Source organism: Streptomyces sp. NPDC020996 (assembly GCF_040641355.1).
GTDB lineage: Bacteria > Actinomycetota > Actinomycetes > Streptomycetales > Streptomycetaceae > Streptomyces.
Genome location: NZ_JBFADM010000011.1, coordinates 21,963 through 36,441, shown reverse-complemented (window position 1 = coordinate 36,441; position 14,479 = coordinate 21,963). Strand labels below are relative to the sequence as shown.

General features: G+C 75.1%; 5 protein-coding genes. 2 read left to right on the top strand and 3 right to left on the bottom strand.

All coding sequences use genetic code 11. The annotated features are described in order from the left end of the window. Window positions 1–133: 133 nt before the first annotated feature. The gene (locus AB0G63_RS10750; protein WP_360747492.1) at window positions 134–3,049 is read left to right on the top strand and encodes an AAA family ATPase; all 2,916 of its coding nucleotides are present in this window, start codon (window positions 134–136) and stop codon (window positions 3,047–3,049) included. A 315-nt stretch (window positions 3,050–3,364) separates the two neighbouring features. Further along, the gene (locus AB0G63_RS10745; protein ID WP_360747489.1) at window positions 3,365–4,198 is read left to right on the top strand and encodes an oxidoreductase; all 834 of its coding nucleotides are present in this window, start codon (window positions 3,365–3,367) and stop codon (window positions 4,196–4,198) included. Between the two features lie 206 nt (window positions 4,199–4,404). Here AB0G63_RS10745 and AB0G63_RS10740 read toward each other — a convergent pair whose 3' ends face one another. The 3 genes from AB0G63_RS10740 to AB0G63_RS10730 form a co-directional block, all read right to left on the bottom strand. Continuing rightward, window positions 4,405–5,655 carry an MFS transporter gene (locus AB0G63_RS10740; protein ID WP_360747486.1) on the bottom strand — a complete coding sequence of 417 codons (1,251 nt, stop codon included), beginning with the start codon at window positions 5,653–5,655 and terminating at the stop codon, window positions 4,405–4,407. A 62-nt stretch (window positions 5,656–5,717) separates the two neighbouring features. Continuing rightward, entirely contained in the window at window positions 5,718–7,103 is a 1,386-nt protein-coding gene (locus AB0G63_RS10735) for a cytochrome P450 (RefSeq protein WP_360747484.1), read from the bottom strand. Beyond that, a complete protein-coding gene (locus AB0G63_RS10730) occupies window positions 7,100–14,449 on the bottom strand; it encodes an amino acid adenylation domain-containing protein (protein WP_360747481.1) in 7,350 nt (2,449 codons plus the stop codon). Before AB0G63_RS10730 ends, AB0G63_RS10735 begins: the two co-directional genes overlap by 4 nt. Between the last annotated feature and the right edge of the window lie 30 nt (window positions 14,450–14,479).

Genomic DNA, 14,479 nt, shown 5'->3' with positions numbered 1-14,479 from the left:
GGCCCGCGCCGCCGTGTCGGCACGGGGCTGAAGCGGCGGTGGCGGCGATCGGCTGAAGCGGCGGCAGCCGCGGACCGTTCGGGGGCCTTGCGATCTGCCGCGGGGCCCGGTGTTCCGATTACTATCTGCGCTCATGCGTTCCCATGCGCCTTCCCTGGTCGGACGGGGCTCCCAACTGGCCCTGCTCGAACGTGCCCTGGCCGATGCGCGACAGGGCCGCGGCGGTGTCGTCTTCCTGATGGGAGAAGCGGGCGTCGGCAAGTCGCGGGTCGCCGCGGAGGCCGTCGGGGAGGCGCTGGGCGCCGGGATGCGGGTGCTGCGGGGCCGCAGCAGCACCACGGGTCCGGCCGTACCGTTCCGGCCGCTGACCGAAGCCCTGATGTCGCTGTTCCGCGGCGGCGAACCCATGGACGACCTCGCCCTCGGCCCCTACCGGCCGGTTCTGGGGCGGCTGATCCCCGAGTGGAACACCGGGGAACGGGACAGCAGTTCCATGGTGATCCTGGGCGAGGCGGTGCTGCGTCTGCTCATCGCCGCCGGGCGCGGGCAGGGCCAGTTGCTGCTGCTGGAGGATCTGCACGACGCCGACCCGGAAACGCTCGGCGTCCTCGAATACCTGGTGGACAACCTCGAGTACACGCCCGTACTGCTGCTGGCCACGGTCCGGACGGATTTCAGCGACGCCCTCGACCTCGCGCAGTCCGCCCGCCGGCGCGGCGCCGCCACCCTGGTGGAACTGCCGCCGCTGACCCGCCCCCAGGCGTACGAGATGATAGCGGCCCAGCTCGGTGCCGACGGCCCGGACGAGGTGCCCGCGGCGGTGCTGGAGCGGCTGTGGGAGGACAGTTCGGGAAGCCCGTACCTGATCGAGGAACTGCTGCAGTCGATGATCGGGGCCGGCACGCTGGTGCAGGGCCCGGAGGGCTGGCGGGCCGTCGGCGACCTCCGCAGTGACGTTTCGTCCACGCTGGCGCGCGGCATACTGCGCCGTATCGACCGGCTGGGCGCGCAGGGCCTGACCCTGCTGTCGGCCGCCGCCGTGCTCGGCCGGCGCTTCCCGCTCACGGTGCTGCAGCGCATGACCGGCGTCGACGACCGGGCCCTGCTCAGCCATCTGCACGCGGGTGTGGCCGCGCGGCTGGTGGTTCCCGACGAACCGGCCCCCGACTGGTACTCCTTCCGGCATTCGCTCACCGTGGAGGCCCTCTTCACGCAGATGACCCCGACCCGGCGCGCGGAGCTGGCCCGGCGGGGCGCGGAGGCGATCGAGGAACTGCACCCCGGTCTGACCGGCGACTGGTGCACGCTGGCCGCCGGGCTGCGCGGCGAGGCCGGCGACAAGGTGCAGGCCGGCCTGCTGTTCGCGGACGCCGGCGGGCGGGCGCTGGCGGCGGGGGCGCTCGGCTCCGCCGTGACCCTGCTCGGCCGGGCCGAGCGCCTGCTGGCCGACGCGGGCGACCCGCAGGCGCGGGCCGCGGTGCTGGAGAACCTGCTGCCGGCCCTGGCCGAGGCCGGCGACTTCGCCCGCGCCTTCGACCTGGCCGAGGACCTGCACGCGCTGGACGGCTCCGGGCTGAGCCCCGTCCGCCTGGCCACGCTGCACACCCGGCTGGCCAAGGTCGCCCACACCGCGGGCCGGTGGAGCGACGGCAACCGGCAGACAGCCCGCGCCCGCGAGGTGCTGGCGGCCGCCCCGGACGAGCCGGCCACCGCGGCCGTCGACGTCACGGCCGCCTACCTGGCCCTCGACACGCCCGGCCCCGACCGCACCCAGCACGCCGAGAAACTCGCCCGGTCCGCCGCCGACACCGCCGAACGGTACGGGCTGCCCGTCGTCGCCTGCCAGGCACTGGAACTCCTCGCGACCGTGGCCCGCAAGCGGGACCCGGAGGAGTCGGAGGCGATGCTCGAACAGGCCCTGGCCACGGCGGAACGCCATCGCCTTCCCCTGCAGCGCATGTACGCGGCCACCCGGCTCGGCGGCAACGCCTGGCTCGCCGACGGCGACGCCTCGGGGCTGCTGGCGGCCCGGGAGGAGGCGCTGCGGCTCGGCTCGGTGAACATCGTCCACACCGTGGACGGCATCCTCGTCCTCGACGCGGTGCTGCGCGGCGACTACGACACCGCCCGGTCCGCCGCCGCCGAGTGCCTGGCCGTCGTACGTCGGCTGCGCCTCGCGCCCGCCGTGCGGTACGTCCTGATGGCACAGGCCGTCCTGGAGGCCCACCACGGCGACCGGGCCGCGATGGAGCGGGCGCTGGCGGCGTTCGCGGAGTGGGACGGCGCCGGTTCGCAGGAGGAACCGCTCAGCCGCGGTCTGGCCCGCGTCTTCTGCGCGCTGCTGGAGGAGGACCGCGAACTCGCCCGCGAGGAGGTCCGGCAGGTGCTGGAGATCGAGGCGGGCAACCCCTCCACCTACCACCTCAGCGGCACCCACGGCCTGGGACTGCTGCTGGACGTGCTCGCCGGGGACGCGGACCGGGCCCGGCACGAGGAGATCACCGACACCGCGGTCGCCCGGATGCGCTGGAACCGCCAGTTCGTGCTGCTCGCCGACGCCGTCCTGCTGGGCCGCGAGGGCGCGGGCGAGCGGGCGGCGGCGACGGTGGAGTCGGCGCTGACGGTGGCCGAGCCGTATCCGCTGGCCCGGCACCTCGGACTGCGGCTGATCGCGGACGCGGCGCACCAGGACGGCTGGGGCGATCCGGTGGGCTGGCTGCGGCGGGCGGAGCACTACTTCCACGACCGGGACGTGCAGGCCGTCACGGGCGCCTGCCGGGCCGGGCTGCGCCGGCTCGGCGCCTCCGTCCACCAGCACCGCACCGGCACCAGCGGCATCCCCGACCAACTGCGCGCCCAGGGCGTCACCGTGCGGGAGTTCGAGGTGTTCCGGCTGCTCGCGGAGCGGCTGACCAACAAGGACATCGCCGACCGGCTGTTCATCTCACCGCGCACGGCGGAGAAGCACATCGCGAGCCTGATCACGAAGACGGGCGCCGCCAACCGCACGGACCTGTGCGCCCGCTCCGCCGCGTTGCGCGACACCTGAGCGTGAGCGCTCCGCCGGCGGTGCCGCCGAGCGCTCCGCAAGGAATGCCGCGCCATGCCATCGGTCGTCTGCCGCAGAGTCGTGGCCGGTCGCGCAGTTCCCCGCGCCCCTTCAGGGCGGCTCTGTCCTCACCGGACATGTGGCAGCGGCGCCGCACCGACCGCGCTCAGGGGCGCTTCGCGGCGGTCCTGTCCGTGAACATACCTGATCACCGGGTTCCAGAGCGAATCTTGGGCGGGCAACTGGTTTGCCCTGCAAGGTAGTTCACGACAGACCGCCGGGGACGGCGGAGCGCCCGGCAGCAAGGAGAACAACATGGACAAGGTATGGCTGGTCACCGGGGCGAGCAGCGGGTTCGGCCGGGCGATAACCGAGGCGGCGGTGGCCGCGGGTGACCTCGTGGTCGCCGCCGCCCGCCGCACCGCGCTGCTCGACGAGCTGGTCGCCGCACACCCGGGCCAGGTCGAGGCACTGCCGCTGGACGTCACCGACATCGCGGGCGCCCAGGCCGCGGTCGACGGCGTGGCAGCCCGGCACGGCCGGATCGATGTCCTGGTCAACAACGCCGGGCGGGGCATGGTGGGGGCGGTCGAGGAGACCACCGACGCGGACCTGCGGGACCTGATGGACCTGCACTTCTTCGGCCCCGCCGCGCTCACCCGGGCCGCGCTGCCGCACATGCGCCGCCAGCGCTCGGGCGCCATCGTGCAGCTCAGCAGCATGGGTGGACGGCTCGCCTTCGCCGGAGTCGGCGCCTACTGCGCCGGCAAGTTCGCCCTGGAGGGGCTCTCCGAGGCCCTGGCCGCGGAGGTCGCCCCGCACGGCATCCGGGTGCTGATCGTCGAGCCCGGCGCGTTCCGTACCGGCTTCGCCGACGCCGCGGCGCTGCGGCCCCCCGCGGCCATGGACGCCTACCAGGACACCGTGGGCCCGCTCCTTTCCGCGCTGCCGGGCGGAAGCGGCCGGGAACCCGGGGACCCGGCCAAGGCCGCGGCCGCCGTGCTCACCGCTCTGGAGGCCGACGAACCGCCGCTGCGGCTGCCGCTCGGCAACGACGCCGCCGACGTGATCACCGGCCACCTCGACCGTGCCCGTACCGAACTCGGCACCTGGGAGAAGCTCGCCCGCTCCACCGACTTCGACGACTGACAACTGACGACTGACAACGGTGCGGAGCGGGCTCCGGCGGGTGCCGGGGCCCGCTCCGCGCACCGCCTGACCTGGAGCAGGTCGGGCGAAGTCCGCTGCGGTCGGGCAGCGCCCCGAAGGGGCGCGGGAAACTGCGCGACCGGCCACGACGGCGCCGCAGCCGACCGACGGCACAACACGGCACCCCGGGCACGACCGGCGGAGCGTCAGCGCATCTCGCGCACCGGGCGGGAGGCGAGGACCGCGAGGCCGGTGAGGGCGAGGACCGCGGCCACCGCTCCGAACAGGGCGAGGGCGCCGACGCGGGCCAGCGCGCCGCACACGATCAGGGACAGCGGGGCGGCGGCGTAGCCGAGGACCATGTCGACCGACACGACCCGGCTGAGCACGTCCTGGGGGATGTTCCGCTGGATCCAGCTGAGCCCGAACACGCCCTGGAACCCGATGGCGAAGCCCATGGCGAGCACCGTCGCCACGACGGCCGGGGTGCTGTGGACCAGGCCGAGCACGGCCATGCCGGCGGCCAGCCAGCCGGCCAGGGCGGCCACCAGCAGGCCGACCCGGGGCCGCCCGCCGAGGGCGCCGCCCGCCAGCGTGCCGAGCATGGCGCCGCCGGCGAGGGAGCCGTTCAGCACGCCCAGCGTGGTGGAGCCGCCGCGCAGCACCTGGTCGGCGAGGGTGGCGAAACCGACCGTGAAGGGCCCGGCGTAACAGAAGTTGACGGCGGTGTCGAGGGCGACGACGGTGCGGAGCCGGGGGTCGCGCAGGGTGAAGGTCACGCCCTCGCGGATCCGGGCGGCCAGGGACGCCTGCGGTTGCGGCGCGGCGGCCTTCTCACCGCGGTCCGGCCGGGGCCGGGTGCGGATGCCCGCCACGCACCAGCCGCACAGGGCGAAGCAGACGGCGTCGACGAGGAACGCCACCGGTGCCTGGGTCATGGCGATGACCAGGCCGCCGACGGCCGGTCCGACGACGGCCGCGGTCCTCGACCCGGCGCCCAGCAGCGCGTTGGCCGGGGTCAGCAGGCTCTCGTCCACCACCGAGGGCAGGATGGACACGCGGGCCGGTTGGAAGAAGGCGTCGACGGCGCCGAACGCGGCCGCCGCCGCGCACAGCATCCACACCGTCAGCTGCCCGGTCAGGCCGGCCACGCCGACCCCGGTCATCAGCCCGGCCCGGGTCCAGCTGGAGGCGATCATCAGGGTGCGGGTGGACAGCGAGTCGCCGAGGGTACCGCCGACCAGGGTGAGCAGGGCCCGCGGTACGGCCTGGAAGGCGAGGACGTAGCCGAGGGTGAGGGTCGATCCGGTCAGGCCGAGGGTGATCCAGGAGAAGGCGACGACGCTGAAGCCGTCGCCGAGCAGGGACAACGACTGTCCCAGCCAGAGGAGTTGGAAGGGCCGGTGCCGGGCGGGTGCCCACAGCCGCGGACCGGCTCCGGCGAGGGTGGTGGCCATGGTGTGCCTTTCGTCGTGTCGTCGCGTCGTCGCGTCGTGGTGCGGACGCGTCCGGGTGCCGGTCAGTAGCGGACGGGCAGGGCGGTGAGACTGCGGTTGAGGAGGGAGGGCTGCCAGGCGAGCCGGGCGGGGTCGTCCAGGGTGAGGTCCGGGTGGTCGCGGACCAGGGTTTCGACGGCGGCCACGGCGACCAGCCGGGCCAGTGCGGCGCCGATGCAGAAGTGGGCGCCGAAGCCGAAGCCGAGGTGGGTGGCGCCGGTGCGCCGGACGTCGAACCGGCCGGGGTCGGGGAAGCGGGCCGGGTCGCGGTTGGCGGCGGCCGTGACCAGGAAGATCCGGTCACCGGCGCGCAGCGTGCGGCCGTCGAGTTCGAAGTCGCGGGCGGCGGTGCGGATCGACATCTTCGACGGCCCGTCCAGCCGCAGTGTCTCCTCCACCGCGCCCTGCGCCAGCCGGGGGTCCTCGCGGACGGCCGCGAGGGCGCCGGGGCGGGTGTGCAGGGCCAGGACGGTGTTCGCGATCAGGTTGCTGGTGGTCTCCCCGCCGGCGAACGCCATCTGGGTGAGCATGCCGACGAACTCCTCCTCGGTGACCGACTCGCCCACCCGGCCCTCCCGCAGCACCTGGCTGATCAGGTCGTCGGCGGGTTCGGCGCGGCGCCGGGCGACGAGGCCGGCGAGGTAGTCCTCCAGGCTCACGAGCGCCTGCAGGGAGGCCCGGAACTCGCTCTCCTCCTGCGCCGTGCCGAGGACGAGGTCGGCGACGCGGGCGTTCCAGTACCAGAAGGAGGGGGCGTCGGTGCGCGGGATGCCGAGCCAGCGGGCGAAGACCAGCGCGGGCAGCGGCTTCGCCACGTCGGCCATGAGGTCGCCGTCGCGGCCGGGGAGCGCCTTGCGGGCCAGGACGGCGCGGGTGGCCTTCTCGGTGAAGGTGCGGTAGCGGGCCACCGCCCGCGCGGCGAACGCCTCCTGGAAGACCTGGCGCAGTCTGCGGTGCTGCGGCGGGTCGTTGAACACCATCCAGCGGGACAGGATCCCGAAGGCCCGTTCGGCGTCCTCGCGGGCGCCCTGCGGGACGGCGTCCATCAGGGGCCGTACCCGGTCGGCGGAGACGGCGGGGTCGCGCAGGCAGCGCATCACCTGGTCGTAGCCGCTGACGAGCCATGCGTGGTGCATCGGGCTCCAGTGCACCGGCGCATGCTCACGCAGGGCGTCGAGGTGCCCGTAGGGGTCGGCGACCATGTCCGGCGAGAGCAGGTACCGCTCCACGAAGACGGGGGCCGATGCCGGGCCCGGGGCCGGGATGGAGCCCGGGGCCGGGGCCGAGCCCGAGGCCGAGCCCGGGATGGAGCCCGGGATGGAGCCCGGGGCCGGGGCCGGGACGGAGCCCGAGGCCGAGGCCGGGGTGGGGGTCGGGGTCGGGGTGGGGGTGGGGGCCAGGGTGGTCATCGGGTGGTCTCCGTCTCGAGGGCGGCGACCAGTGCGGCGATGCCGGCCACCCTCGGCTCGGCCATCATCGACATGTGGTCGCCGTCGCTGATGTGCAGGGTGAGCCCGCCGCCGGCCGTCTCGCGCCAGCGTTCGACGTAGGTGTCGTAGTCGACGTCCAGACCGGGCATCGTGCGGCCGCGCGGCAGTCCGGCGGCCTCGCTGCCGACCACGAGGTGGATGTGGCCGGGGTAGGGGCGGACCTCGTAGGCGGCGAGGGCGGCCAGCAGCGAGTGCCACACCTCGATCGGCGCGCCCTCGACCAGGGCCGCCTCGGCGGGGCTCATGCCGGCGCCGAGCAGGGTGGCGGTCAGTTCCGCCGTGGCACGGTCGCGCTGCGGGGACGGCGGCATCCCGCGCAGCCTGTCGCGCAGGCGCTGGGCGGTGCGCAGGTCCTGGGTGACGCCGTTCAGCCGGGCGCGGGCGGCGCTGTTGGGCAGGTACGGCTCGATCAGGACCAGCGGCGCGGTCTGGTGCCCGGCGCGGTGCAGCTGGGTGGCCATCTCCAGGGCGATGTTGGCGCCCATGGACCAGCCGAGCAGGGCGTGCGGGCCCGTGCCCTCCCGTTCGGTGATCTCGGCGACGTAGTTGGCGGCGATGCCGCTCACCGTGCTCGGGTCGATCCCGCCGAGCAGCCCGCGCGCCTGGAAGGCGTGCACGGGCCTGCCGGGCGGCAGGGCGCGGGCGAGCGGCACGAACCAGGCGGCGCTGCCGCCGGTGGGGTGCACGCACCACAGGGGCTCCCCCGTGCCGGGGCGCAGCCGCACCTCGGAGGTGACGGCGGCGGGCAGCCCCTCCCCCGCGGTCCGGGTGGCGTGCGCGGCGAGCTGGGCGATGGTCGGGTGCTCGATCAGGTCGCCGACGGAGACCGCGAGCCCGCGCCCGGCGGCCATCAGGGAGACCCGGACGGTGGACAGCGAGCTGCCGCCGATGCGGAAGAAGTCGTCGTGGACGCCGATGCGGGACAGTCCGAGCACCTCGCGCCAGATCTCGGCGAGGATCTTCTCCGCCGGGGTGGCCGGGGCCACGTACTCGGCGTCGCGCCGGTCGAGTTCGGCCGGCGGGAGCGGCAGGGCCCGCTTGTCGATCTTGCCGCTGCGGTTGACCGGCATCTCGTCGAGGACGACGAACCGGGCGGGCAGCATGTAGGCGGGCAGCGAGGACCGCAGCGCGCGGCGCAGTTCCTCGGGGGCGGGCCGCTCCGGGCCGTGTACGACGAGGTAGGCGACCAGGGCCGGTTCGCCGGGCAGGTCGGTGCGGTGCAGGACGACGGCCTGGCGGACCTCCGGCAGCTGCCGCAGCGCGTGCTCGATCTCGCCGAGTTCGATGCGGAAGCCGCGCAGCTTCACCTGCGAGTCGCGGCGCCCGAGCCACTCCACCGAGCCGTCGGGCCGGTGGGTGCCGAGGTCGCCGGTGCGGCACAGCCGTTCGCCGGGCGCGCCGTAGGGGTCGGGGACGTAGGTGGCGGCGGTGAGCGCGGGCCGGCCGAGGTAGCCGCGGCCCACGGCCTGCCCGCCCAGGTAGATCTCACCGGGTACGCCGACCGGGACCGGCTGGAGGTCGTCGTCCAGGACGTGGATGCGGGTGTTGCGGATGGGCGTGCCGATGGGCGGGGTGCCCTGGCCGGGGCTGAGTTCGGCGGCGACGGACCACACGGAGGTCTCGGTCAGGCCGTAGACGTTGTGGAAGCGCCGGCCGCGGGCCCATACGTCGGCCAGTTCGGCCGGGCACGCCTCACCGGCCACCTGGAGCACCCGCAGTTCGGGGAAGTCGTCGTCGCCGAGCACGGCGAGGGCGCTGGGCGGCAGCATGGCGCAGGTGACGTGCGCCTCGCGCAGGGTGCGGGCCAGGTCGGGGCCGGGGCGCAGCTCCTCCTTGGGCGCGGTGACCAGCCGGCCGCCGTTGGCCAGGGACCAGGTCAGTTCCAGGATCGAGGCGTCGAAGCCGAAGGAGGCGAACTGCAGCACCCGGTCCTCGGGGGTGGGGCGCACCAGGTCGCGCTGGCCCTCGATCATGTTGGACAGGCCCCGGTGCGGTATCGCGACGCCCTTGGGGGTGCCGGTGGAGCCGGAGGTGTAGATGATGTAGGCGAGGGTGTCGGCGTCGGGCTCCGCGCCGGAGGCGTCCGGCTCCGCGCCGGAGGCGCCCGGCTCCGCGCCGGGGACCGGGTCCACCGGCTGCGCGGGGGCGTCCAGGTGGATCACGGGTCCGCCGAAGGGCACGGTCCCGTCGAGCGCCCGCTGGGTCAGCAGCACCCGCATTCCGCTGTCCTCGGCCATGAACGCCAGCCGCTCGGTGGGGTGTTGCGGGTCCAGCGGCAGGAAGGCGCCACCTGAGCGGAGCACGCCGAGAGCAGCGCGCACCAGGTCGGGGCCGCGTTCGACGCAGATGCCGACCACCGTCTCCGGGCCCACCCCGAGCCGCCGCAGCCGGCGCGCCAACTGCCCAGCCTGCTCGTGCAGTTCGCCGTAGGTCAGCGGCTGACCCCGGTGCTCGACGGCGACCGCGTGCGGGGTCCGGGCGGCGTGGCCGGCGACGTGCTGGTGGAACAGCAGCGGGGAGGAGGGGAGTTCCGGTCCGCGCGCCCACACGTCGAGGGCGGTGGCACGGGCGGCGCCGGTGAGCGCGGGCCGGGTGACCCGGGCCTGCGGCTCGGCCACCATGGCCGCGAGCTGGGCGCAGTACACGTCGGCCAGTTGCTCGGCGGTGGCGGGTGCGACGAACGCGGGATCGGCGTCCAGGGTGAAGGCGTTGACGCTCGCGTTCACCAGCAGCGGGAACATGGTGCGGGCGATCTCCAGGGAGTCGTCCCAGGAGTCGTGCGAAAGCCGGTGGAAGTTGACGTAGTTGAACACCGCGTCGGTCAGACTGGGCTCGGTGGGCCGCAGTTGGGCGATGCGGACGAGCGGCACCCTGCGGTGCGGGAGCATCTCCTGCTCGGCGGCGAAGACGTCCCGCAGGTAGGCGAGCCAGTCGGCGCGCGGGCGGGGCACGCCGAACGGCACGGTGTTCAGGAACAGTCCGCGCATCCGGTCGGCGCCGGGCACCTCGGGCCGGCCGTTGGTGACCAGGCCGATGCTGTGGCCGGAGACGCTGTCGTCGCGGTCGGCGAACAGGCTCATGGTGTGGTGGAAGGCCGTGATCAGCACGGTACGGCGGGGCACGCCGGCCTTCCTGGCCAGCGCGCCGATGCCCTCGGCGAGGTGGGCGTAGGAGCGGCGGACCTCGTGCACGGGCGGCCGTCCGTCGGACTCGCCCGCGGGGCGCCGGCGGAAGGTCACCGGGCGCAGCTCGGCGAGCCGTTCGCGCCAGTAGTCCAGGGACTCCTCGCTGCCGAGGGCCGCGCGTTCCAGGGCGACGTACTCGGCGAAGGCCGGGGCCTCGGGCGGCCGGGGGGCGGTGCGGTGGGCGACGGCCTCGCGGTGCAGGGCGAGCAGGTCGGCGACGAGGGAGGTCAGGCTCCAGCCGTCCAGCACGACGTGGCAGTCGGTGAGGACGAGCCGCAGGTCGTGGTCGGTGATGTGGTGCAGGTGGATGCGGACCAGGGGCGCGGCGGCGAGGTCGAAGCGGCGCTCGAACTCCTCGTCGACGAACCGGCGCAGCCGTGCCCGCTGTTCCTCGCGGTCCAGTCCGCGCAGGTCGGTGTAGCCGACGGGCAGGTGGGCGGTGCGGTGGACGAGCTGGAGGGGTTCGCGGTAGGTGACGAGGTCGACCGAGGTGCGCAGGATGGGGTGTCCGGCGACCACCGCGTCCACGGCGGCCTGGAAGGCGTCGAGGTCGAAGCCCTCGGGCACGGTGATCTTCAGGTCGGTGACGTTGTGGTAGGCGCCGCGGCGGGGGTCGGCGAGCATCTCGTGCAGCATGCCCGCCTGGAGCATGGTGAGCGGGTAGGCGTCCGCGAGCCCGTCGGGCAGCCGGCCGGCGTCGGCGGGGTCGAGCTGGGAGAAGGGTTCGACCGGTTCCGGGGCGTCGGCCGCGTCGGTGACGAGTGCGGCCAGGTCGGCCAGGGTGCGGGCGCGGAAGACGTCGGCGACGGTGAAGCCGAGCCCGGCCAGACGGCCGAGGCCGACCAGGCGCAGGGCCAGGATGGAGTCGCCGCCCAGGTCGAAGAAGTTGTCGGTGCGGCTGACGTGTTCGGCCCCGAGCACCTGGCCCCACACCCCGGCCAGCGCCTGCTCCACCGGCCCCTCGGGCGGGACGTGCGTGCGCCGCTGCGTGGCGGCGGGTGCGACGGCGGTGAGCGCGGCCCGGTCCACCTTGCCGTTGGCGGTCAGCGGCAGCCGCTCGTGGCGGACGAACAGGGCCGGGACCATGTAGTCGGGCAGGGTCAGCCTGAGGCCCGCGCGCAGGGCGGGCGGGTCGAGCGGGCGGCCCTCGGGGGTGACGACGTGGGCGACCAGGCGGGCGGTGCCGCCGTCGCGGCGGGCCACCACGGCCACGTCGGCGACGCCGGGCAGGGCGCGCAGGGCGGTCTCGATCTCGCCGGGTTCGATGCGGTAGCCGCGGATCTTCACCTGGTGGTCGGCGCGGCCGACGTAGGCCAGCTGACCGTCGGGCAGCACCCGGACCAGGTCGCCGGTGCGGTACATGCGGGCGCCGGGCGCGCCGAAGGGGTCGTCCAGGAAGCGTTCGGCGGTCAGTTCGGGGCGGTTGCGGTAGCCGCGGGCCACGCCGCCGCCGGCGACGTACAGCTCGCCCACGCTGCCGTGCGGCACGAGCCGGCCCCAGGGGTCGAGGACGTAGCCGTGCTGTCCGGCGAGCGGCCGGCCGATGGGTGAGCGGACCGTCCCGTGGACGTCCTCCTCGGTGATGGTGCGGATGGTGACGTGCACGGTGGTCTCGGTGATGCCGTACATGTTCACCAGGGCGGGCCGGGGCCCGGGGGCGGTGAACCAGTCGCGGTAGTCGCGGACGTCGAAGGCGTCGCCGCCGAAGACGACCGTGCGCAGCGCGAGGTCCGGGAAGGAGGCGCCGGCGTCGGCGAGATGGGCGCGCAGGCCCTTGAAGGCGGCCGGGGTCTGGTTGAGGACGGTGACCCGCTCCTCGCGCAGCACCCGGTGCACGGCGGCCGGGTCGCGCACCTCGTCGCCGGTGAGGACGACGACGCGTCCGCCGCTGGTGAGCGGCGCCCACAGTTCCCACACGGAGAAGTCGAAGGCGGGTGAGTGCATCAGCGTCCACACGTCGGCGGGCCCGAAGTCGAAGTGCCGGTCGGCGGCGTCGAGCAGCCAGGCCAGGTTGGCGTGGGTGAGTTCGACGCCCTTGGGGCGGCCGGTGGAGCCGGAGGTGTAGATGACGTAGGCGAGGTCGTCGGACCGCGGCAGCCTGTCGTCGCCCGGGTCCGTCGCGTCCGGCACGTCCGGCACGTCCGTCGCGTCCTCCGGCGCGTCGGCCGGCTCGGCGTCGAGGACGACGAGCCGGACGGGCAGGTCCTCCACGGCGGGGCGGGTGGCGGTGTCGGTGACGACCAGGTCGATGCCGGAGTCGGTGACGGTGAAGGCGCGGCGGGCCGGCGGGTGGGAGGGGTCGAGCGGCAGGTAGGCGGCGCCGGCCCGCCACACGGCGAGCAGCGCCACGGCCAGGTCGGGTGTGCGGTCGAGGCAGACGCCGACGAGGGAGCCGGGGGTCACCCCGGCGGCGCGCAGCCGGCGCGCCAGGCCGCTCGCGGCGGCGTCGAGCCCGGCGTACGTCAGGGTGCGTCCCGATCCGCTGACGGCGGCCGCGTGCGGGGTGCGGCGGACGTGCTCGGCGAGCCGGTCCGGGGCGGTGCGCGGGGCGGGCGCGAGGGAGTGGCCGGTGTTCGCGGGCCCGTCGGGTCCGAGCAGGTGGGCGCGTTCGGCCGGGGTGAGGGGGTCGACGGCGCTGAGCGGCAGGTCGGGGGTGGCGCGGAACGCCTCCAGCAGGGCGGCGGTGTGCCGGGCCAGGGCGGCGACGGAGGACTCCTCGAACAGCTCGGGCCGGTACACGAAGACGAGGTCGGTGCGCCCGTCGCCGTCGCGCAGGTCCAGGGTGAGGTCGAACTTGGCGGTGGTGAGGTCGATCCGGTACGGCGTCCCGTCCGCCTCGCCCAGTGCGAGGTCCGCGCCGGTGGCGTCGGTGTGCGTGTAGAGGACCTGGACGAGCGGGTTGCGGGCGAGGTCGCGGTCCGGGCTGAGCGCGTCGACGACCTGCTCGAACGGCAGCGACTGGTGCGAGAACGCCTCCAGCACCCGCTCCCGGGTGCGCGCGAGCAGCGTGGCCGGGGTCGGGTCGTCGGAGAAGTCGCCGCGCAGCACGAGGGTGTTGACGAAGAATCCGACGAGCTGCTCGGTCTCGGCCCGCTCCCGGTTGGCGACGACGGTGCCGACGGCGATGTCGCGCTGTCCGCTGTGGAAGGCCAGCGCGGCCTGGAAGGCGGCCAGCACCGTCATGTACGGCGTGGTGCCGGCCTGCCGGCCGAGGGCGTCGAGCGCTTCGGTCAGTTCGGGGGACAGCGTGAGGGTGTGGGTGGCGCCGAGGCTGCCGGGGGTGTCGGGGCGGGGGTGGTCCGTGGGCAGGTCCAGCGGGGTGAGACCGGCCAGCCGGGTGCGCCAGTGCTCCAGCGCCGCGGACTGGTCGCTCTCGCGCTGCCAGAGGGCGTAGTCGGTGTAGTCGAAGGGCAGTTCGGGCAGCCGCGCGCTGCGGCCCCCGGTGCGGGCCCGGTACAGCTCGGTGAGGTCGCGGACGATCAGGCCGAGGGACCACCCGTCGGACACGATGTGGTGCATGGCGAGGACCAGGACGTGGTCGTCGTCGGCGGCGCGGACCAGGGTGGCCCGGAAGGCGGGCTCGCGGGCCAGGTCGAAGCGGCGGGTGGCGGCGGCGTGCACGGCGGCGGCGAGGCGCCGTTCGCGGGCGTCGCCGGCCGGTCCGGTCGCCTCCACCAGGTCCAGGTCCGCCTGGCCGGCGGGCAGGACGCGCTGGTACGGGATGCCCTCGTGCTCGGGGAAGACGACCCGCAGCTGCTCGTGCCGGGCGACCAGGTCGGCGACGGCGGCGCGCAGGGCAGGGACGTCCAGCGGGCCGGTGAACCGCCAGGCGGCGGGCAGCAGGTAGGTGTGGGCGCCGGGGTCGAGCCGGTCGAGGAAGTACAGGCGCTGCTGGGCCGCGGACAGCGGGATCCGGTCCGGGCGGGGACGGACCCGGCGGGGCCCGTCGTCCCGTACGGCGCCGTGGCCGCGCAGCCGCTGCTCCAGCAGCCGTCGGGCGGCCGGCGACAGGCCGTTCGCCGGGGACGCCGGGGAGGCTGCCGGGGACAGGGGGCCGGGTCGCACGTCGGATGTGGTCATGAGGGCACTCCGATCTCAGAACTGGGGGAA